The organism is Pseudomonas sp. D3-10 (assembly GCF_051132175.1).
Lineage (GTDB): Bacteria > Pseudomonadota > Gammaproteobacteria > Pseudomonadales > Pseudomonadaceae > Aquipseudomonas.
The window spans coordinates 3,958,723-3,979,831 of record NZ_CP071668.1 but is presented as its reverse complement, the minus strand read 5'-3'; the positions used below and the strand labels follow the sequence as shown (position 1 = coordinate 3,979,831).

General features: G+C 50.9%; 17 protein-coding genes. 15 read left to right on the top strand and 2 right to left on the bottom strand.

The annotated features are described in order from the left end of the window. Window positions 1-104: 104 nt before the first annotated feature. From J3P90_RS17810 to J3P90_RS17760, 11 genes are all read left to right on the top strand, one after another. Window positions 105-1,367 carry an oligosaccharide flippase family protein gene (locus J3P90_RS17810; protein ID WP_434675146.1) on the top strand — a complete coding sequence of 421 codons (1,263 nt, stop codon included), beginning with the start codon at window positions 105-107 and terminating at the stop codon, window positions 1,365-1,367. Beyond that, on the top strand, window positions 1,360-2,694 hold the full coding sequence (locus J3P90_RS17805) for an O-antigen polymerase (RefSeq protein WP_434675145.1): 1,335 nt from the start codon (window positions 1,360-1,362) through the stop codon (window positions 2,692-2,694). Before J3P90_RS17810 ends, J3P90_RS17805 begins: the two co-directional genes overlap by 8 nt. Next, complete coding sequence (locus J3P90_RS17800; RefSeq protein WP_434675144.1) at window positions 2,691-3,539, top strand: glycosyltransferase family 2 protein; 849 nt, start codon at window positions 2,691-2,693, stop codon at window positions 3,537-3,539. The genes J3P90_RS17805 and J3P90_RS17800 overlap by 4 nt, the downstream gene beginning before the upstream one ends. A gap of 4 nt (window positions 3,540-3,543) precedes the next feature. Continuing rightward, on the top strand, window positions 3,544-4,506 hold the full coding sequence (locus J3P90_RS17795) for an AAC(3) family N-acetyltransferase (protein ID WP_434675143.1): 963 nt from the start codon (window positions 3,544-3,546) through the stop codon (window positions 4,504-4,506). Further along, entirely contained in the window at window positions 4,503-5,597 is a 1,095-nt protein-coding gene (locus J3P90_RS17790) for a hypothetical protein (RefSeq protein ID WP_434675142.1), read from the top strand. The genes J3P90_RS17795 and J3P90_RS17790 overlap by 4 nt, the downstream gene beginning before the upstream one ends. A gap of 20 nt (window positions 5,598-5,617) precedes the next feature. Continuing rightward, on the top strand, window positions 5,618-7,762 hold the full coding sequence (locus J3P90_RS17785; protein ID WP_434675141.1) for a bi-domain-containing oxidoreductase: 2,145 nt from the start codon (window positions 5,618-5,620) through the stop codon (window positions 7,760-7,762). Window positions 7,763-7,770: 8 nt separating this feature from the next. Then, window positions 7,771-9,417, top strand: coding sequence for a heparinase II/III family protein (locus J3P90_RS17780; RefSeq protein WP_434675140.1), 1,647 nt, complete (start codon window positions 7,771-7,773; stop codon window positions 9,415-9,417). Window positions 9,418-9,419: 2 nt separating this feature from the next. Continuing rightward, window positions 9,420-10,610, top strand: coding sequence for a glycosyltransferase family 4 protein (locus J3P90_RS17775; protein ID WP_434675139.1), 1,191 nt, complete (start codon window positions 9,420-9,422; stop codon window positions 10,608-10,610). Next, the gene (locus tag J3P90_RS17770; protein ID WP_434675138.1) at window positions 10,607-11,560 is read left to right on the top strand and encodes a UDP-glucose 4-epimerase family protein; all 954 of its coding nucleotides are present in this window, start codon (window positions 10,607-10,609) and stop codon (window positions 11,558-11,560) included. The genes J3P90_RS17775 and J3P90_RS17770 overlap by 4 nt, the downstream gene beginning before the upstream one ends. Beyond that, entirely contained in the window at window positions 11,560-12,588 is a 1,029-nt protein-coding gene (locus tag J3P90_RS17765; protein WP_434675137.1) for an MraY family glycosyltransferase, read from the top strand. The genes J3P90_RS17770 and J3P90_RS17765 overlap by 1 nt, the downstream gene beginning before the upstream one ends. A 224-nt stretch (window positions 12,589-12,812) precedes the next feature. Continuing rightward, window positions 12,813-14,006 carry an acyltransferase family protein gene (locus J3P90_RS17760; protein ID WP_434675136.1) on the top strand — a complete coding sequence of 398 codons (1,194 nt, stop codon included), beginning with the start codon at window positions 12,813-12,815 and terminating at the stop codon, window positions 14,004-14,006. Between the two features lie 72 nt (window positions 14,007-14,078). On the opposite strand, the gene J3P90_RS17755 is transcribed toward J3P90_RS17760, so the two are convergent. Further along, window positions 14,079-15,980, bottom strand: a complete 1,902-nt coding sequence (locus tag J3P90_RS17755; RefSeq protein WP_434675135.1) for an acyltransferase family protein — start codon at window positions 15,978-15,980, stop codon at window positions 14,079-14,081. Between the two features lie 600 nt (window positions 15,981-16,580). Here J3P90_RS17755 and J3P90_RS17750 point away from each other — a divergent pair. The 4 genes from J3P90_RS17750 to J3P90_RS17735 all read left to right on the top strand — a co-directional run bounded on the left by J3P90_RS17750 (window position 16,581) and on the right by J3P90_RS17735 (window position 20,694). Further along, on the top strand, window positions 16,581-18,575 hold the full coding sequence (locus tag J3P90_RS17750; protein WP_434675134.1) for a polysaccharide biosynthesis protein: 1,995 nt from the start codon (window positions 16,581-16,583) through the stop codon (window positions 18,573-18,575). Between the two features lie 112 nt (window positions 18,576-18,687). Next, window positions 18,688-19,023 (top strand): ComEA family DNA-binding protein, encoded by a 336-nt coding sequence (locus tag J3P90_RS17745; RefSeq protein WP_420767818.1) that lies wholly within the window; start codon window positions 18,688-18,690, stop codon window positions 19,021-19,023. A 149-nt stretch (window positions 19,024-19,172) separates the two neighbouring features. Next, complete coding sequence (locus J3P90_RS17740; RefSeq protein ID WP_434675133.1) at window positions 19,173-19,826, top strand: GntR family transcriptional regulator; 654 nt, start codon at window positions 19,173-19,175, stop codon at window positions 19,824-19,826. A gap of 16 nt (window positions 19,827-19,842) precedes the next feature. Then, on the top strand, window positions 19,843-20,694 hold the full coding sequence (locus J3P90_RS17735) for an urea carboxylase-associated family protein (RefSeq protein WP_434675132.1): 852 nt from the start codon (window positions 19,843-19,845) through the stop codon (window positions 20,692-20,694). A gap of 167 nt (window positions 20,695-20,861) precedes the next feature. Here the strand turns inward: J3P90_RS17735 and J3P90_RS17730 are convergent, their stop codons facing one another. Next, a complete protein-coding gene (locus tag J3P90_RS17730) occupies window positions 20,862-21,029 on the bottom strand; it encodes a DUF2897 family protein (RefSeq protein ID WP_003183831.1) in 168 nt (55 codons plus the stop codon). Window positions 21,030-21,109 lie beyond the last annotated feature (80 nt).

Sequence of the window (21,109 nt, the reverse complement as noted above, 5' to 3'; positions counted from 1 at the left end):
AGGAAGCTTCTGTATGAAATCGGCTAATTCCAACTCGAAGGTTCGAATTATCATTGCATGTGATCGCCTGCTCGTAAGATGCCGAAAGCCCATAGGATTAAACCGTGCGTCTTAACTCACATCTGACGAACGGTTTGGCGTTGGTGGCCATACAGGGCGCCAACGCTTTGTTTCCGCTGTTGGTATTTCCTTTTTTGCTCACTGTATTGGGCAAAGATGCTTTTGCTGAACTTGTTGTGGCAGAAGCCATGGCATTCTATGTATTGACGGTCTGTCTTTACAGTTTCGACACCAGCGGCGTCCAATCTATAGTCGAGGCCAGGCAACACGGCGGCTTGATTGCCGAAGCGGAATGTTTTTTCAATATCCTCGGTACCCGTATTGCGTTGTTTATTGTCTCGGCAGTACCAATGGCAATAGCCTACTACATCCTGGCGGATGGAAGTTTGTCGGTTATGCTGGCATGGTTGTGTTTTGTACTGGGTATGATTCTTCAATGCAATTACTATTTTCAAGCCATCGAAAGCAACACGCTCTTGGCGGCTTTTGTATTGGCTTCACGTTTTTCTGCCGTGCTGGCAATCTATTTGATTGTTGATGATGCTGCAGACGTATTGACTGCATCATTGATACTCGCCGGTAGCTTTCTGACTTCCGGCCTCGCAGCGTTCATTTTTTTACTTCGGTATTTCGGCGTAAGCGGCATGAGGTCAGCCAGTGTTGGCGGAATGTTCAGCTTTCTTCGTGAGGGGCGTCATCTATTCTTTGGCAATGTGTCCGTGGCTCTATTCCGAGGTGCGAATGTCTTGATTCTGGCTGGCGTTTCCAATAATGCTGCGGTATCAGTCTATGCTGTGGTGGAAAAAATCATCAAAAGTATCCAGGCGTTAGCGCGTCCGCTCAATCAGCTATTCATACCCAAGGCCGTTAAGACTTGGTCGGTGTTGCCGGTTGAGCAAAAAACCTATTCGCATGCCTTTGAAGTCATCTGGAAAAACACCCGCATTCAGATCTATCTCATGTTCATTGCGCTGCCCTTCGGTATGCTCGCGATCTACGCAGGTCGCGCTTTAGGGTATTTGCCAGGGTTTAGCAACGAGGCACTTGTCCTTGTTCTGTTCATGGCGCCAGCGGTTATTTTCGGCGTTGCCAACGCAATGTTCGGAGCCGTTGGGCTGACTTTGATCGGTGCGCAGTCCTATTTCGCGAAAGCGGTATTTACGGTAGGCGTGTCCACTTTTCTATGTTCGATGGCTGCGTGCTATTATTTTGATGCTCATGGTGCTGCGGTCGCTTTTGTTTTTGCGGAGATGTCATTGCTTGTAGCATTTTTATGGAAATACAAACGGAACAAAAAAAATGGATGATTTTTGGATATATAAATTTATTAATTTTTTTCTATCCGTCTTTTTTTTGATTGGGGCATGGAGTTCAAAGAAAGCGTTCAGTGTCTGGTTGAATCCAGTATCTATATTTTCACTTTTTTGGTTTTTTTACACTGCGTTCCCGCTGGTGGTCGCCTTCGAAGCCCCCGTTAATCCACTGGCGATTGTATATATTCTGTTTTTCTGTCTAAGTTTTTCGTTGTCCGGTTATATGTTTCCTTGGCGTGTGGCATTGGCGCGTAATGAAAATAAACCTAATGCGGCCTACTACTTCAATCGGCCGTTGATGGTTGCTGCATTTTATGGGGCGGCGGGTTTCGCTGTTTTGATGAATTTTCTTGGTGTCTTGCAGCAGGGGATTTCAATTGATCAGTTAATAAGTAACCCTATCGCTGTGGGCGGTATTTACGCTGGAAAGCGTTATTCGGGTGAGATTGTATCTAATGTGTTTTCACAGTTAGGACTTCAGAGTAGTTATTATGCTGCGGTGTTCGGAGGGCTGATATATGGTTCCCGTGGGTCAGTAAAGGGCAAGAAAAAATTTTTAGTATTGGCATTTTTGCCAGCACTGCTTGTGATGTTTTTGCAAAGTGCGAAGGGGCTTTTTTTCTTTTCTATTTTTCTTTTTCTTGGCGGGTTGTTGGTAACTCGGCTATATAATAAAAATTACACGTTGATAAATTATTCCGGGCTCCGCGTTTTATCGATGTACGGGTTGCTTGTTTTTCCGGTAGTGCTGGCCTCGTTTTTGTCTAGAGGGATTTACGAGCTTGACGATACATCGCTAATACTCAATCGTCTTAGGTACTATCTTGTAACTTATTCTTCTGTGCATCTGCCGGCGTTTTCAGACTGGTTTTCTGAGCGTTATTTGAATGAGTCATCAATGACTTATAGGCATGACTTCTTAACGATGGGTTTTTATACATTTATGTCATTTTTTCATTTGGCAGGGGATGAGCGTGGTCTTCCCATGGGTATATATGATGAGTTTTACACTTATGGGGATTACGTGAAGGGTAACTTGTTTACAGTTTTTCGTGGTCTTATCAATGATTTTGGTTTGTTTGGAAGTTTTGTGTTTGCATTTGTTGTTGGTGTTTTTTGTAATTTAAGCTATTGGCGGCTTCTGACTTGCCGTAATAGTGCTTATGGAATTATGTTTTTTATATATTTTGTGGCGATTAGTTATCAGACTTACATTATTAGCTCGCTGAGCTGGTTGACTGTTCCTCTGGTTTTCCTGGTGCAGTGGTTTTTGTTGTTCGTTTTAATGAGAGTCGGTTTTGTTGATCGAGGTCTAAATTGAAAGTTTGTATTGTTCCGGTTTGCTACAATGCTCACGAAGATGCGTTACGTTTTTTGGCGTCCGCTGAACTTGCGTTTCGTGCATTCCCTGGTCTCGTTCTTGATGTCGTTCTGGCGGATAATTCGACGGTTCAACCAACGATAGACATGGCTACCCAGAAGTACTCATATTCGTTCAAGTACCTGAAAAACGACAATGTCGGTTATTTTCCTGCGTTCAATAAGGCACTTGCCAGTCTATCGCAAGGCGTTGAAGACTATGATTTCGTTATCGTATGCAACGTTGATCTCGTTGTAGCCGAGGATTTTTTTACGGTCCTTCTGTCCCATTCGGTGGGCGCTGAAACGGGACTGATTGCGCCAGGTATTTTTTCCGACAAAGACGGCCGCGACTTGAACCCAAAAATGATGAGTCGCCCCTCCGCCCGCAAAATCAACTTCATGCGCTTGGTATGCTCTAACGTGGTGTTATTCCGCTGGTATCATAAGTTGGTGCGTATGCGCGAACAAACCCGCTCCCGCGCGCAACAGCGTGATCGTGGAGCCGTGGCCATCAGTCAACCGCAGCCTCGCATGTACGGCGCTCATGGCTCGTTCATGATTTTTACCCGACGTTACTTTACCAAGGGCGCAGACGTTGCCTACCCTCGATTCCTGTTTGGCGAGGAAGGGTTTGTTGCCGAGCAGTTGCGCAGGCATGGTTTGAGCATCGAGCATGTCCCCAGCGTGCGGGTTTTTGACAAGGAGCACGCCTCGACGTCTCAGGTGAGATTGGACTTCATCTGTGCCGAGCACAAGAAATCGTACGACTATTTTTATACGCATTTTTTAAAGGACAGGTCCTAGCATCATGGCTAATACAGGATTGGTTAAAAAAGTCTTTGCCTTGTCGCCACATGTGGAAATGCTCGCTCGACGTTTGTATTGGCGGAACGTGCAGCGCCTGGCCGGCAAGGTCAAAAAAAGTGCCAAGAAGAAACATCTCGTCGAAGAACAGGACGTCAAGCCTTTCGATTATCCTGCGCTTAAACGTTATCTCGGCGATTGCGGTGTGACGCGGGGTTCTCTGCTGGTGGTGCATTCTGCCTTCGCCCCCTTGAAGGGACGCGTGGCCGGGCCAGATGAAGTGATTGATTTTTTTCTCCAGCTTCTTGGTCCCGAAGGGACTTTGGCAATGCCCGCGATGCCGTTGTTCACCAACGCTCGCTCGGTGGAGGAGTATCTTTCGCCTAAGCCCGATGAAAATGTCTATACCTATAACGTGCAGAAATCGCGAATAAAAACCGGGATTTTGCCCACCGCGTTGCACAAGCGGGAAAGTTCGGTAAGAAGCCGCCATCCAATCAATACCATGGTTGCCATCGGTCAGCTCGCAACAACACTCATGGATGGAAACCTAGAGGGCAGTTCGCCGCTTGCCTGTGGTGTCAATTCTTCTTGGAAACGTTGTGTCGAACAGGACGCGTTGATAATCGGCTTGGGCACTGATCTGACCCACAGCCTCACCATGATTCATGTGGCAGAAGATGTAAAAGACACACAATGGCCCGTCAAAGACTGGTATGTAGAGAAAAATTTTGTCATCAAGGATGGTGACTTTGAGGAAACCCGTGTGTTGCGGGAACGGGCGCCTCGCTGGGGAGCATTGCACTTCGGGGAGCGGACTTTGTGCAAGGACCTTATGGCGACCGGTCTGCTCAAGTCCGCAACTATTGATGGGATTATTGTCGAGGTGCTTTCGGCCAAGGCATTGATCGAGTTTCTCGATGCTAGAAACCGTTCTGGTTATCCTTATTTCTGGGTGGGCTCATGAAATCGGAAGCTGTTCTGCCCAAACTGAAGCCTTTATTTTTGGATGATAAGGGACGGCTCGTGCTGGGCAAGGCTAATACGCTCTATCGGCGCACCGTCGATGGCGAGCTTGAGCGACTGGTCTCGGTGCCTGAGTCACGTAAGCGACGCCTCCTGGCCATGTCTCGCTGGGCTTTTCGTCTGGCGCGCTTGGGCTTTGGGACGGGCGCATTTTTTCAAGGACTGTATTTTTTTTCTTATGGCGCCAGGCTCTATAGCTATTGTCCGGAAGGAGCCCTGTTAAGTTGCGAATTTTCTTTCCGAGTCGGTCGAGGGCCGTTGAGCTTTACGGTTGTCGAAGGGGTTCAAGGCGTTGAGGATGGAATCTACTTTGGTGAATATTTCGGAAATCGTCAGCGCGAACCGGTCCATGTTTATAAACGTGATAAAAATAGCAGTTGGGATGTAATTTATTCTTTTGCTGACGGCGAAATTAATCACATACATGGCCTGGTAGCGGATCCGCGCCGTAACTGCATCTGGTTGTTGGCCGGGGATTTTGAACATTCCGCCAGCATATGGATGGTCAAGCAGGATTTTAAAGACGTACAGCCCATACTTCGAGGGGAACAGGCGTATCGTGCCTGTGTCGCGTTCCCGACAGAACAGGGGCTGTTGTATGCAACAGATACGCAGATTAATCGCAACGCTATTAGATTGTTGGCATGCGCCGACGGCGAATGGCGTTCCGATTCGTTGCTGGAAATAAATGGTTCTTGCATTTACGGCTGCCAGTTGCGTGACTATTTCGTCTTTTCGACGGCTACCGAGCCTTCTGATAAAAAATCCAATCCCGTCCTGGCGCTGTTGGACCGCCGGCCTGGTCCCGGAATAATTGAAAATAAGTCAGATGTCCTGGTAGTCAGCAAAACGGACCTGTCTTGCAGTGTGTTGTTTTCTAAAACTAAAGATTTTTTGCCTTATCGGCTTTTTCAGTTTGGTGCAATTCTTTTTCCTCACGGCGTGGCACGTGACAATACCCTGTTCGCTTATTCTATCGGTAACAGGGTAAATGATCTTTCTACCGAAGTTTACAACTTGGGTTCTGAGTAATATTTTGCGTTGAGGGTGATATGAAGCAGATTCTTCAAGATATGGCCAAAGGCGGCACAACCGTAACGGTTGCCCCCGCGCCGCAGGTCTCACGTGAACACGTGATCATCAACAGCAGCGTTTCGCTTATATCAGCGGGTACCGAGCGGATGTTGGTCGGGTTCGGTAAGGCATCCTATTTGGACAAAGCCCGTCAGCAGCCAGAAAAGGTCAGGATGGTGTTGGAAAAGGTCAAGACTGACGGCCTGATGACCACCATTGAAGCGGTGCAGTCCAAGCTTGCTCAGCCACTGCCTCTTGGCTACTGCAACGTAGGTGTCGTCGCTGAGGTTGGCGCTGGCGTGGAAGGTTTCAAGGCGGGAGATCGCGTGGTCTCCAATGGTCCTCATGCTGATGTTGTTAAAGTCGCTAAAAATCTTTGCGCCCGGATTCCCGATACGGTCGACGATGAGTCGGCGGCGTTCGTGGTGGTAGCGAGTATTGGCTTGCAAGGGATCCGCCTGGCGCAACCGACATTGGGCGAAGCTTTCGTAGTGACTGGCGTGGGCCTGATTGGCTTGCTCACTGTGCAGTTGCTGCGGGCGCATGGGTGTCGTGTACTGGCGATCGACTTTGACGAAGCGAAACTTGAGCTCGCCCGAAAGTATGGCGCGCAGGTTTGCAACCCGGGTAAGGGGGAAGACCCGGTGGCTGCAGGTATGGCCTTCAGTCGCGGTCAGGGGGTTGATGGAGTCATTATTACCGCCTCGACCAAATCCACCGACCCGGTGACCCAGGCCGCGCGAATGAGCCGTAAGCGTGGGCGAATCATTCTGGTCGGGGTGACCGGGCTGGAACTCAATCGCGCTGATTTCTACGAAAAGGAGCTGAGTTTCCAGGTGTCCTGTTCTTATGGACCTGGGCGCTATGATCCTGAATATGAAGAACAGGGACGGGATTACCCGTTGGGTTTTGTGCGCTGGACACAGCAGCGTAACTTTGAAGCCGTGTTAGACATGCTTGACAGCGGGCAATTGGAAGTCAAGTCGTTGATTACCCACCGCTTTGCATTCGAGGACGCACCTGACGCTTATGCTGCTCTGACGGATGACAAGTCAGGCCTCGGTATGCTGCTGTTGTATGCAGCCCAAGCTGAAGCGCGTGCTGTGCGCGAGGTACCGCTTTCTGGTTCCGCTACGTTTGATTCCCAGCGTCCGGTCATGGGATTCATTGGTGCTGGCAACTATGCCTCTCGGGTACTGATTCCTGCATTCAAGGCAGCCGGTGCGCAGCTCCATACGATCGTCACGGCAGGTGGCATCAATAGTGTCATCCATGGTGAAAAGGCTGGTTTCGCTCAGGCGTCGACTGACATGGACAAGATGTTGGTGGATCCGGCGATCAACACTATTGCGATTGTGACTCGGCATGACAGTCATGCGCGGTTCGTTTCCAAGGCGCTGTTGGCTGGCAAGCACGTATTCGTCGAAAAACCTTTGGCCATTACGATGCCCGAATTGGAGGAGGTGCGGACGGCCTACCAAACAGTTCATCAGCAAGGAAATGGTCCGCAATTAATGGTTGGCTTCAACCGCCGCTTCGCACCTCAGGTGCAGAAGATCAAGAGCCTGTTAGAAACGGTGAAAGCGCCTAAGACCTTCATCATGACCATGAATGCCGGAGCCATTCCTTCCAGCCATTGGACTCAGGAGATCGCCACGGGTGGCGGCCGAATTATCGGCGAGGCCTGTCACTTCATTGACCTAATGCGCTATTTGGCTGGTTCTCCAATCGTTTCCATCCAGGCTCGGCGAATGGGAGATTCCCCGGCCGTTGAAGTGTGCGAGGACAAAGCGTCCATCACACTGGGTTTTGAGGACGGTTCATTCGGGACCATCTTGTATCTTGCAAACGGCGCCAGCAGTTTCCCGAAAGAGCGTGTTGAGGTGTTCACCGCCGGCAGAGTGTTGCAACTGGATAATTTCCGTAAATTGAAAGGTTTCGGTTGGCCAGGCTTCAGCAAGTTCAATTTGTGGAAGCAGGACAAGGGGCAACGACAATGTGCGGGCGCATTTTTGCAAGCCATCGAAAAAGGAACGAAGTCGGTTATTCCATTCGAAGAGGTTATGGAGGTTGCGCAGGTATCCATTGAAGTGGCAGCGCTCCTGCGCAACCAGAAGAATTGATCGCCACAATGACATTTCAAAAGGCCAGCCGCTTTATCCATACCCTCCGCTACCTCGCGTTGAGGCAGGTGGTGTTTCGTCTCTACTACCGTTTTGCTCGGGTGCGGCCACGTGAGTACCATGGTGTCAGCTCCAGAGCTTGGTCAGTTGGCTGGTCCGCGCCGCAATGGAGTGAATTGTCGACTCAGGATGGCATTGCGTTTACCTTTCTCGGTGTAAAGGGCCAGGTACGTGATCCCGCAGATTGGCGGGCGGGGCACTACGGTAAGCTCTGGCTCTACAACCTGCATTACCTAGATGACTTGAACGCGAAAAATATAGATACAACGCCGGCTCTTGCTGAGACGCTCGTTCGGAGCTGGACTCAAGCCAATCCTCCGATTTCGGGTGATGGTTGGGAGCCCTATCCGCTTTCGTTGCGCATAGTCAACCTCGTCAAATGGTTTGCTCGTACTGAATCCTTGGCAGGCGCTCGATTGGATAGTTTGGCCACCCAGGCAGATGCACTGTCCCAGCAGCTGGAATATCACATTCTAGGGAACCATCTATTCGCTAACGGCAAGGCTCTTGTGTTTGTCGGCGCTTATCTATCGGGCGCCAAGGCGGACGAATGGCTGGCCAAGGGATTGAAGGTACTTGATGAGGAAGTTGCTGAGCAGTTTTTGCAGGATGGAGGACACTTTGAACTTTCACCCATGTACCACGCGACGCTTCTGTGGGATATGTGTGATCTGGTCAATCTTGCTCAACGCTCGGGGTTGCCTGACCTGACCCAGCGTTTGCCACGCTGGCAAGCGGTGATTAGTCGAGGCTTGGATTGGCTGCGCAGCATGTTACACCCCGATGGCAAGATTGGCTTTTTCAACGATGCGGCATTCGGAGTTGCCCCCGATTTCGTGCATATCGAGGAGTACGCAGCGCGCCTTGGCATCTCTGTTGGCCCGGACGCACCGGATCGCGTCGTTTTCCTTAATTCCGCCACTGGCTATGCCGTTGTGACGCCCAAGACAGGGGTGAAGGCGTTGCTTGACCTGGCTCAGGTCGGTCCCGATTATCAACCCGGCCACGCACACGCCGATACACTGAGCTTCGAGCTCAGCGTCTTTGGGCAGCGTCTGGTTGTCAATTCGGGGACATCACAGTATGGGGAAGGTGCCGAACGCCAACGGCAGCGTAGCACCAGCGCTCACAGCACAGTAGAAGTCGCTGGACAGGACTCTTCCGAGGTCTGGGCCGGGTTTCGTGTTGCCAGGCGCGCAAGACCTGCTATCGAGCGCCTCGACCTACAGGACGGCGTTTCCTGCATCCAGGCCAGTCATAACGGTTACCAGCGTCTGAGCAGCAGTCTCCTTCATCGTCGTACTTGGACTTTTAGCGAAGAAGGGCTGGAGATGATCGATCAGGTTACAAGCGATCAGTTCGTCGCGGTCGCTCGTCTTTACATTCATCCTGATGTTTTGTTGTCTCAGGACGCCTCCTGTTTCGTTGCCGACATGGGGACAGGCAAAAAGGTGGTAATCGAGCTATCTGGCGCCGACCAAGTGCGCGTGGTTGCTTCGACTTGGCACCCTGGATTCGGTTGCTCAATAGCCAATCAGTGCATTGAAGCGACATTTAGCGGGCGTCCGCTGACCACGCACATACGTTGGAGTTGATTTTGAAAGTATTGCTGTTGAGTTTTTACTACCAACCTGACTTGTCAGCGGGGTCGTTTCGCACCACGGCGCTGGTGAAGGCGTTGCTTGAAACCCTACCAGAGGATGCCAGCGTCGAGGTCATAACCACTCAGCCGAATCGCTACAGCAGCTTTTCACTTGAGGCGCCGCTGCTTGAACAACACCCAAGGTTGACGATCCGACGCATCGCGTTGTCGGAGCACAACAGTGGGATGGTTGATCAATCGAAGGCTTTCTTTGGTTATCTCAAAGCTGTTTTAAAAATGACCCGTCATCAGCATTATGATGTTGTCTATGCGACGTCGTCGCGCCTGATGACTGCCTCGCTGGGCGCACTGGTGGCCAAACGGGTTGGATGTCCGCTCTATCTGGATATCCGGGATATTTTCGTCGACACCATCAAAGACGTGTTGCCGGCGAAGGTGACATGGTTGCTCAAACCATTGTTTTCCATCATCGAACGCCTGACCATCAACGCTGCAACTCGTGTCAATGTGGTTTCCGCGGGTTTTTTGCCATATTTCAAGAGCCGTTATCCCCGGGGCCAATTTGTCGTTTTTACCAATGGAATCGATGATGAATTCATCGAGGCTCAGCCCTCGGAAGTGAAACCAAGTGGGCAGGGGGAGCTGACAGTCCTTTATGCGGGTAACATAGGCGAAGGACAGGGGCTTCACACAATTATTCCGCACGTTGCCCAACGTTTTGAAGGGCGCCTGAAATTCCGCTGTATCGGTGATGGTGGGCGCCGGACACAACTGCAAAGCGCGATCGAGTCCGGCGCGTGTAAAAATGTTGAAATAACTCCGCCTATTCGCCGTGACGCACTCATCGCAGCGTATCAGGATTCGGATGTGCTGTTTCTTCATTTAAATGACTACGATGCTTTTCGCAAGGTCCTGCCTTCGAAGCTTTTCGAATATGCTGCCCTGGGCAAACCGATCTGGGCTGGGGTGGCTGGCTACTCGGCCGAATTTGTTCGTGAGCATGTGCCTAATGCCGCAGTGTTCAGTCCCTGTAATGTTGAGCAAGCTGTTACAGCGTTCGAGTCATTAAGCATGGTGACCGCGCCTCGACAGGAATTTGTCGAGCGCTTTGCCCGGCAGAAAATCATGCAGGCGCTGGCGCAAGATATTGTGTTGTTGGAAGGCGCGGGAAGAACGTCAAAATGAACGTGTTTTTGACCGGAATTACCGGGTTCGTCGGGCATGCAACGTCTAGACGATTGATGCAAGCGGGTCACCGGGTAAGCGCAGCCTTGCGCGATCCTAATACAGCTTTGGTACAAGGTATTGAGCCGGTGATCTTCGATGACATGGCCACTTATGACTGGGCTCCCTCGCTCGACGGCCAGTCGGTGGTAGTGCACTGCGCCGCACGGGTGCACGTGATGAACGAGCAGTCGGTCGATCCGTTAAGCGAGTTTCGCAAAGTCAACGTGGAAGGAACGCTCAATTTAGCCAGGCATGCGGCTGCTCGCGGGGTTAAACGCTTCATTTTTATCAGTTCGATCAAAGTTAATGGTGAGGAGACACAGCCAGGTAGGCCTTACACGGCCGACGATATTCCTGAGCCTATTGATCCATACGGCTTTTCCAAGGCGGAAGCGGAACAAGGCCTGCGAGAGATTGCCGCGGCGACCGGGATGGAGGTGGTAATTATCCGTCCGGTATTGATCTACGGCCCGGGAGTTAAGGCAAATTTCCTGAATATGGTGCGCTGGTTGGATAAAGGTGTTCCGTTACCCTTTGGTTCAATTTATAACAACCGAAGCTTGGTAGCACTGGATAACCTTATTGATTTAATAATCAAGACTCTTGACCATCCAGCGGCTGCCAATCAAACATTTTTGGTCAGCGATGGAGAGGATCTTTCCACCTCCACATTATTGCGCCGTATGGCAAGCGCGTTGGGACGTCCTGCACGCCTCCTGTCCGTACCTAGCGCGTGTTTATATTTTGCTGCCAATCTGTTGGGCAAGAAAGCACTTGCCCAACGGCTATGTGGTTCTCTGCAGGTGGATATTAGTAAAACTCGCTCCCTCCTTCAGTGGGAGCCGCCCCTTTCAGTGGACGCCGCGCTGAAACTCGTTGCTGAACAATATAGGGAAAGTAAAAAATAATGACTCTCTGGTGGCTGATTCCTGTCGTTCTATTGTTATCTTTTTTGTTGACTGCCGGTTTGCGACGATACGCCCTCGCCAGTAATATCATTGATATTCCCAATGCCCGAAGTTCTCATACAGTTCCGACCCCTCGTGGGGGAGGCGTCGCGATTGTTCTCGCGTTTCTTTTGGCCTTGCCAATATTGGGGTGGGCGCAGCTCGTTGCCCTTGACGTGTTGATCGCAGTCGGAGGGGCAGGAGCCGTAACTGCAGTTATTGGGTTTATGGATGATCATGGCCACGTTGCCGCACGCTGGCGTTTACTGGGGCATTTCTGTGCGGGGGCTTGGGCGTTGTTCTGGTTGGGAGGCTTGCCCCAATTCAGTATCTTCGCGATAACCGTTGACTTGGGCTGGGTTGGCAGCATTCTGGCAGCCTTTTATTTGGTATGGATGCTCAATTTATATAATTTTATGGATGGTATCGACGGTATCGCTAGCATCGAGGCCATTTGTACTTGTTTAGGGGCTTGTTTGATTTACTGGCTGACGGGGATCCAAGAACTGGCTTGGCTTCCTCTGTTGCTTGCAATGGCCGTTTTGGGATTTTTATTTTGGAACTTCCCACCGGCCAAGATTTTCATGGGGGACGCCGGAAGCGGTTTTCTAGGCATCACGTTGGGCGTCTTGTCCATCCAGGCAGCAGGTACTTCATCGCAACTGCTTTGGGCTTGGTTGATTCTGCTAGGCGTATTTATTGTGGACGCATCTCTCACTTTGACGCGTCGTCTACTACGTGGCGAAAAAGTTTACCAGGCACATCGCAGTCATGCTTATCAATTCGCATCCCGGCGATTTGGTAAACATTTGCCGGTGACCCTGGGCGTTGCAGCTATCAATCTGTTCTGGCTATTACCCCTTGCGCTGTGCACGCTGCTATTTCAAGTCGATGGCTCTTGGATGCTTATCCTTGCCTATGTGCCATTGATCCTTCTGGCGGTCAAGTTTAATGGCGGGGGCGTGGAGCTTGCAGGTTCTGGTGCATAGCCTGATGAGACTATGCCGGAAAACAGATGACGCAAGCGGCGCTAGGAAAATCTTGCGCTGTCTGTCCGAATGCGGGGGCTGAAAGTGCTGGGGCGGACGCGATTGTCTGGTAGCTGACGTGATTTAAAAGTACAGGGCAATCCCTAAAAATCTCACGAAGACTGTCCTGTGCTTGAAAAAATCAGATATTATTGCCGCTTATTGTCTTGAAAAAGTGTGCTCAAGTGGAAATTATAGGTGCATTCGCTGCGTTAATAGCAATTTTGGTCGCGTTGTTGTCGACTAGTTTGTTCTTGGACAAGCTGACGGTTTTTTCCTCCCATGGTCGATTTGTAACGCTCGACGGTTTGCGTGGGTATCTTGCATTTTTTGTATTTCTTCATCATTCCTATATATGGCACAACTACATACATTCTAATGTTTGGGCGTTGCCCGCTTCTAGGCTTTTTGTACACTTCGGCCAAATTGGCGTTGCATTATTCTTCATGATCACGGGTTTTCTTTTTTTTAATAAATTACTAGAAGGGCGCGCGCGCGGTATTGATTGGCTCCGCTTGTATGTTTCTCGATTTTTGAGGTTGGCACCACTCTATCTAATTTCCATGGTTGTATTGTTTTTGATTGTATGGGCCCTTACCAGAAATGAGCCGGCGCAACCGATCGGGAAAATTATGGTAGATGGATTGAAATGGATAGGTTTTAGAATTTTGGGTGCGCCTGATTTGAATGGTCTATTAGGTACTAGGTATATCCATGCGGGAGTGACTTGGACGTTACCCTATGAGTGGTTCTTTTATTTTTTTCTTCCTTTTGTTGGACTAATTGTGGGGAGTCGTCCGCCCATTAAATATTTGTGTTTGGCGGCAATCGCATTGTACGTATTCGATGCATACGGTTATAGTCGGAGTTTCGGCTGGCTATTTTTGGGAGGGATGGGTGCAGCTGTTTTAGTTCGTTATGAATGGTTCACTTCTTTTGCTGCTTCAAAATTTGCAACATGTCTGATAGTTGGATGTCTTGCTTGGACCGTGAGTAATTATCCAACAATTTATGATGGCGGTGTGCCAAGGCTGCTGCTGATAGCAGCTTTTTGTCTGATTTCGGGGGGTAATAGCATATTTGGTTTGCTCAAGCTTAAAGTTTCACGTGCTATGGGCGAAATGGCCTATAGTATCTACCTGCTTCATGGTGTCCTATTGTTTGTGGTTTTTAGATTTGTATTCAGTGGCGCCAGTGCTAATGAGTTAACTCCTCTCCAGTATTGGGGGGTTATTGTGCTGACTACTCCTGTTTTGATGGTTATCTGTGGTTTGACTTTTAGATTTATTGAGCGACCTGCAATGACAAGCGTTGACACGCTGACCCACTGGATAAGGGCGCAGAAAAAGGAGCGATTGGACCGTGAAGAGCTTAATTGATTTAGCTGAAGTATGACTGAGTTGCCTAGCAATGATGATGCTGTTTCTATTCTGGCGCACGCCTATTTATCGCTAAAGGGCACCTATGTAATAGGCGTCTCTTAAAAAAAATGAATCGAATATTTGGCTGTGAAAAATCAGATAGTCAGACGCTTCTGACGATAAGTGTGCGGTATCCCAAGCCGTGGGTACAGGGCCGTTTTTTGTGTTCAAATAAGTTAGGCAGCCTTGTTCGGTGCATAACGTTTTTCTAACGGATATGAAGTTTACTCGATATTCTTGGCTTATTTTTCTGATGCCATCGTCAGTTTTCTCGATGTTAACTAAATATTTTTTTTCTCTTTCGGGGATCGGGGTGTTATTTAATAGCGAGTTTTTTAGAAGAATATCGGTGAGTGTCCTATCCCAAATAGGCGTAGGACCGAAGACGGTGATTTTTTTGACACCTGCGGCCTGTAGGAATTCTAACGTACTCCTCAATGACTCCCAGTTATACCTTGACCAGCGAGCGGAAAGAATGACCTCGCCAGGTTGATTGTGAACAATCCAATCTGCCACGAAGTCATTGATGTCTTTACAGTTTTTCCTATCATTAATATCGACCCCGATAAATGGAGGGCAGCCACTAGCTGTGAACTGCGTAATTCCTTTGTTCTCTGGCAGGTTTTTTAGGATGCCAGGGTACAAGTGGGCCGCATGTGAGTCTCCCCAAAGCAGTATGCTCTGGGCAGCATCTATCGCTGGGTCGCTGCAGGTGTTAAAAGCTTTATAAGTCTGCTCGGGGCGTATGAAACATTGTCCATCTCGGTATTCGTTGAGAGAGAACTTATACCTAGCCAAGTCTGATGCTTTTGCTGGGAAACGGTTTGGGTAACCGTCAGCCTTATTAATTATGAAGCTGAGCGAGCCGACAAAAATAATAGGAATAAGTGATGCGTAGAATGCCCGGTTGAGCTTGCTTGGCAGGAATGTAAGTCTTGCTCTTCTCTCGATCAGCCTATACGAGATTTCGGCTAGAGTTAGTGTCAAAAGAATGCCCGCGATTGTGGCGAGGATTGAATTTTGAGGGTTTATAATTCTTATGGAGACCGACAAGGGCCAATGCCATAAATAAATAGAGTAAGAGCGTTCGCCAATGTATTGAATAAGTTTGCCTGAGGTCCAGTACGAATTAGTGTTTGAATAGATGATCATGGCTGCAGCAAGGACAGGGAGGGCTGTTATGATGCCAGGCCATGCTAAAGAGGCGTTTAACAGAGTTGCGGAAAAAATAATTATCAAAAATCCGGTAGTTGCCGGTCTCTTGAGTTCTTTTTTTTCGTGAGATCCAAGAAAATATACTAGGCTTCCTGCTAGCATTTCCCAGGATCGAGGAAATGTCGAATAGAAAGCTGCATCTGGGTTTGAATTCGCAACGTAAACGCAATAAATAAACGATGCGACACATGCGGCACACGTGGCTAGGAGCTGCCAGGTTCTAGTTTTTTGAAAAAATCTAATGGTACTCATGAATAGAGGAAATATAATATAGAACTGCCACTCCACGGATAAGGACCATGTGTGAAGAAGCAGTTTTTGGTTGGAGTTTGTCTCAAAGTAACCACTTTGTTCAAGAAACAAGTTGTTCGAATAGAAGCCTAGTGCCGCGATGACCTGATCGGCAAGTTCGTTATATTGCGCCGGTGATAGATAGAACCAACCTGTAGCTATTGTAATGGCGCACAGCGCTAACAAGGCGGGGAGTATTCTTCTCGCCCTGGCAAGATAAAAGCCGATTATTTCTTTTGGGAGGGCTCGGGCCGAGCTGTTATCTAATTTTTTGGTGAGTATTCCTGCCATTAAGAATCCCGATATTACGAAAAATATATCTACGCCTATAAAACCGCCGCTGAACATAGGGACATTAAAGTGATATAGAACAACCAGCATGACTGCCCACGCGCGGAGGCCATTTATGTCTTTTCTGAATGTCATTTAGAGTATTTTGCCTATTGTTTTTATCTTAATCTGCTAAATAGAAAATTTATCAGTCTGTGGTCATAAGTGCTTTTGGTGATGGCTTACGTGTGAAAATCTTATGATAATTAGTACACAATGAAAATTCGCTGCCAAGACGCTGTGTTTCAATTATAGCTTGGTCAGCGAGGGATGTGGTTTACCTCGCTCGACTGTCTTTCTAGCCCAACAGCACCCATTAAATTAACACTTGGCAATGCTGAAAACCGGCCGAATTAGGTCTATTCTGCCACGCAAGCTGCTTTGATCAATCAGAAATACTGGCGATTGGGCATCAAGAACAGACCGTGGCCAGGAATAGGGCTCCTCTCTTGCTGGAAGTCAAAACGGCGCCACGTGAGTATGATAGAAGGCAGGAGAATATGGTGGTTTCGCTCTGACGCATCGATTTGCATTGGCTTCATCAGTTGAGTCATGTAGACGGCCCGAAAAATCTCTCGCCAATAGATGAGGCCGATACCTTTTCGGGGGCGGTTCTGACGTGGGCCGAGCCCAAGTTAACGTAGATTCAGAAATGGATATTGTTTTAAGGAGCTAGCGAAGGTGCACGAAGGGGTTATGAGCAAATTTAGAACAGTGTTACTGGGATTGCCGAGACGCCACAAGCGCGTGATCCAGCTGGCCACGGACGTTGCACTCGTCTGGGTCGCCCTATGGCTGGCGTTTGTCGTTCGCCTGGGCGTCGAGGCATTGGCCAGCCCAATCGAAACGCATCTGTGGCTCTTCGCATCGGCTCCACTGGTCGCCATTCCAATCTTCATCCGCTTCGGCATGTACCGCGCAGTCATGCGTTATTTCGGCAACGACGCACTGATCACCATCTGCAAAGCGGTCAGCCTTTCCGCCTTACTGCTGGCCTTGGTGGTGTATTGGTACAGCAACCACAAAACGGTAGTTCCGCGCTCCATCATCTTCAATTACTGGTGGTTGAGCCTCATCATGATTGGCGGTTTACGCCTGATGATGCGCCAATACTTCCTGGGCGACTGGTTCACCGCGGCCCAGCATGTGCCCTTTACCAATCGAGACGACGGCCTGCCCAAGGTCGCTATCTACGGCGCCGGCGCGGCAGGCAACCAACTTGTCGCCGCATTGCGCATGGGGCGGGTGATGCGACCCGTTGCGTTCATAGACGATGACAGCAGCATCGCCGACCGTGTCATCGCAGGGCTCCAAGTCTATGAACCCAACCACATTCAAAAAATGATAGACGCGACTGGCGCCCAGGAAATACTGCTCGCTATTCCTTCATCATCACGCGGCCGCCGTCGAGAAATCCTGACCCTGCTCGAAGGCTTCCCACTGCACGTGCGCAGCGTTCCGGGGTTTATGGATCTGGCCAGTGGTCGGGTCAAAGTGGATGACATCCAGGAAGTGGACATCGCTGACCTTCTGGGTCGTGATCCCGTGCCGGCACAGCCTGATCTGCTAGCGCATTGCATTACAGGCCAGTCGGTCCTGGTGACCGGTGCCGGCGGTTCGATCGGTTCTGAGCTCTGTCGACAGATCCTGGCGCTAAAACCCACCACATTGCTGCTTTTCGAGCACAGCGAATTTAATCTCTACAGCATTCTTTCCGAGCTTGAGCCACGAATCGCTCGGGAATCTCTGTCTGTTCGCCTGTTGCCGATCTTGGGGTCGGTTCGCAACCAAGAGAAACTGCTTGATGTGATGAAGACCTGGAATGTTGACACGGTCTACCATGCAGCGGCCTATAAGCATGTGCCCATGGTTGAGCACAACATCGCCGAAGGTGTCTTGAACAATGTAATCGGGACACTGAATACCGCGCAGGCTGCATTGCAGGCGGGTGTATCGAACTTTGTCCTGATCTCGACCGACAAGGCCGTACGCCCGACCAATGTAATGGGCAGCACGAAGCGGCTCGCTGAGCTGACGCTGCAGGCGTTGAGTCGCGAATTGGCCCCGGTGCTGTTCGGTGATCAGGCCAATGTGTCCCGGGTTAACAAGACACGCTTCACCATGGTCCGCTTCGGTAACGTATTGGGCTCATCCGGATCGGTTATTCCGCTGTTCCATAAACAGATCAAATCCGGCGGGCCGTTGACCGTTACCCACCCAAAGATAACGCGTTACTTCATGACCATTCCAGAGGCCGCGCAACTTGTGATCCAAGCAGGATCCATGGGCTTGGGAGGGGATGTGTTCGTGCTGGACATGGGCGAGCCGGTGAAGATTGTCGAGCTGGCTGAGAAGATGATTCACTTGTCCGGACTGAGCGTTCGCTCTGAAAAGAATCCTCACGGTGATATCGCGATCAAGTTCACCGGCCTGCGCCCCGGCGAGAAGCTTTATGAGGAACTGCTGATTGGCGACAACGTGGTCGCGACCCAGCATCCAATGATCATGAGCGCCAATGAAGACTTCCTGCCTTGGGATGTCCTCAAGCTAAGGCTGGCAGACTTGCTGACGGCCATCGAAGAAGATGATTACGCCCGAGTTCGCCAGTTGCTTCGCGACACCGTCAGCGGCTACGCCCCGGACGGCGAAATTGTCGACTGGATCTACCAGCAGCGTCACCTTGAGCCTTGATTGTTACACACCTCGTAACGTACACATTTTTGACAGCTCACCACCATCGCCTAAGTTTGAGAAGCAGCTTCGGAAAAGCTGCTTCTCTCAACGATGTCATGGAGCGTCACCTATGCGTACAGGCTATTTCTACTCGCTGATTTTTGCCTTCCTCACCAGCGCCTCGATTGCTGTTATTGCGGCTCCAACGGTCAAGCCGGAGTCGGTTGCTTCGCCGCAGACGGTGGAGCAGCCAGCGAGAACGCAAGGCGCCAAGGTGGATTTGAACGGGGCGGATGCCGCAACTTTGCAGCGCGAGCTCTCAGGGATAGGCAAGGGCAAGGCTGAGGCGATTGTTGCCTATCGGGAGAGCAATGGGCCTTTTTCGTCGGTGGACGAACTGCTTGAAGTCAAGGGCATCGGCAAGGCGATTCTCGATAGGAATCGTGACAAGCTGGAGGTGAATTGAGGGTTGTTTAAGGGAGGCCAGTCGAATGACTGGCCTTTTTGCCATTCAACGGATGTGCTTCTTGGTTGATCGGCGAAGCTTTACCGTTGTTGGCACAAATACTGATTAGTTAACGCCAACCGATTGTTCAACAATCCAAGGCCCCACCAATGACCAGCCCCCTTTCCCTAGCCGACCAAATCACCCTCGAACTTCGCGCCGACATCATCGGCGGTCGCCTCATCCCAGGCACGGCGCTGGTGGAAAACAACCTGGTCTGCGCCTACAACGCATCTCGCAACACTATCCGCGAAGCGTTACACCGCCTCGGCCAGGAAGGCCTTGCCCGTTACGTGCGTAACAAAGGGGTAACGGTTCGCAGGTTGGGTGTCGATGATGTGCGGGATTTGTTCAAGGTCCGCCGTACCCTGGAGCTGCGGGCCATTCTGAGCAGCAATCCACTGAGCGAATATCAAGCCGACCACATGCTCGAAGCCCTGGAGGCCGCTGAGCTGGCTCGGGATCGCGAAGATTGGCGAGCGGTGGGCACCCACAGTCTGGCCTTTCATCAGCACATCGTGGGACTGATGCGCAGTCCGTTGTTCGATGAGTTTTTTACCAACGTGGTCGCGCAACTACGCTTGGTGTTTTGTTCCGCTCCCGACGAAGCGCGCTTTCAGGCGCCGTGGCTTGCCCGTGACCGGCAGATCCATGACTGGCTCGCGGAAGGTGACAAGCCTGCTGCTCACGACGAGCTGAGCATTTATCTCGACGATTCCGAGCAGTTGCTTCTGCACCTGCTGACTCCCGCCAACACTCACTGATCAAAGGACCTGCGCCATGTACAAAGACTACCCAGCCGCCTACCAGGTCAGCAAAGGCTCCGCCCTCCAAGTGGACAAACCCTTCTACGACCGCATCCGCACCCAGCAGAACAAACGCACCCTGATCGAGCAGTTCGAAGTCCCAATCCGCACCGGCCGCGCCTGGCATGTGCCGGCCGGTCATGTCTTTCGCGTGACAACCCCGGTCGGTCCGCAAGTCGGGGATTTCAACGTCTGGAACGCCCACGATCCACGTGAACGGTTGTGGGCGGCGCGGACGCGGCAGCTGCAGGGCGCTCATGTCAGCACCTATGATCGGTTGTGGTCGAACCTGCCATTTCTGCGGCCTTTGGTAACGATCACCGATGACAGCTTGGCCAACTACGGTATCGACGAACACGGCGGGCGTTTGCATGATTTGCTGGGGACGCGATGTGACCCGTACGTGAACAAGATGCTGACCGGCGAAGATTTCCATCATCACTGCCACTCGAACCTGACGCGTGCGGTGTTGCCCCATGGTTTGACCGAGTTCGATGTGCATGACGTGTTGAACATCTTCCAGTGCACCGGGCTGAATCATGACGACATGTATTTCATGAAAGCCTGTCCGGCGCAGAAGGGCGATTACTTGGAGTTCTTTGCCGAGATTGATTTGTTGTGTGCGCTGTCGACTTGCCCTGGTGGGGATCTGTCGCTGGCGATGTGGGGGCCGGAGGCGCAGGATCCTTTAAGCGTTTGTCGTCCGCTGGGAGTGGAGATTTATCGGTTGGAGGATTCGTTGCTGCAGGGCTGGAGTCAGCCGGAGCTGGCGGCTTACAAAGGGCTGCATGGGTTGCATATTGCCAAGGCGGATTGGGAGAACTAAATACCGCAACGGCGCGAGCGGCTCTTGTGGCGAGGGAGCTTGCTCCCGCTGGGCTGCGGAGCGCCCCCAGATGCGTTGAACACAATAGAACTGCCACACCGGGTCAGCAGGGGGTGGGGGCGCTTCGCGCCCCAGCGGGAGCAAGCTCCCTCGCCACGAAAAGCGGGTCAGCGATCCTTCGCTTCTTTCGCATCCATCTCGGCATTGCGCTCGGCAACACGTTTGCGCTGTTCGTCCGTCAGCTCGACCTTGTTGGCGGTGTCGCGCAGCATCATCAGACCACCCACGATCGAGCCGATGGCGACGATCAGGATTAACCAGGCATACCAGGGCATAGGGCTCTCCTTGAGGGGACAGTGGCCGGGCGAAAATTTCGCTGGCCATTGCCTCTACCACTTATGAGCGAAGACGGTTC

Excerpts from the sequence above, each read along its gene's own strand:
- J3P90_RS17805 (WP_434675145.1), top strand. The coding sequence starts at position 1,360 with ATGGATGATTTTTGGATATATAAATTTATTAATTTTTTTCTATCCGTC.
- J3P90_RS17795 (WP_434675143.1), top strand. The coding sequence starts at position 3,544 with ATGGCTAATACAGGATTGGTTAAAAAAGTCTTTGCCTTGTCGCCACAT.
- J3P90_RS17790 (WP_434675142.1), top strand. The coding sequence starts at position 4,503 with ATGAAATCGGAAGCTGTTCTGCCCAAACTGAAGCCTTTATTTTTGGAT.
- J3P90_RS17785 (WP_434675141.1), top strand. The coding sequence starts at position 5,618 with ATGAAGCAGATTCTTCAAGATATGGCCAAAGGCGGCACAACCGTAACG.
- J3P90_RS17780 (WP_434675140.1), top strand. The coding sequence starts at position 7,771 with ATGACATTTCAAAAGGCCAGCCGCTTTATCCATACCCTCCGCTACCTC.
- J3P90_RS17770 (WP_434675138.1), top strand. The coding sequence starts at position 10,607 with ATGAACGTGTTTTTGACCGGAATTACCGGGTTCGTCGGGCATGCAACG.
- J3P90_RS17765 (WP_434675137.1), top strand. The coding sequence starts at position 11,560 with ATGACTCTCTGGTGGCTGATTCCTGTCGTTCTATTGTTATCTTTTTTG.
- J3P90_RS17755 (WP_434675135.1), bottom strand. The coding sequence starts at position 15,980 with ATGACATTCAGAAAAGACATAAATGGCCTCCGCGCGTGGGCAGTCATG.
- J3P90_RS17750 (WP_434675134.1), top strand. The coding sequence starts at position 16,581 with ATGAGCAAATTTAGAACAGTGTTACTGGGATTGCCGAGACGCCACAAG.
- J3P90_RS17745 (WP_420767818.1), top strand. The coding sequence starts at position 18,688 with ATGCGTACAGGCTATTTCTACTCGCTGATTTTTGCCTTCCTCACCAGC.
- J3P90_RS17740 (WP_434675133.1), top strand. The coding sequence starts at position 19,173 with ATGACCAGCCCCCTTTCCCTAGCCGACCAAATCACCCTCGAACTTCGC.
- J3P90_RS17735 (WP_434675132.1), top strand. The coding sequence starts at position 19,843 with ATGTACAAAGACTACCCAGCCGCCTACCAGGTCAGCAAAGGCTCCGCC.
- J3P90_RS17730 (WP_003183831.1), bottom strand. The coding sequence starts at position 21,029 with ATGCCCTGGTATGCCTGGTTAATCCTGATCGTCGCCATCGGCTCGATC.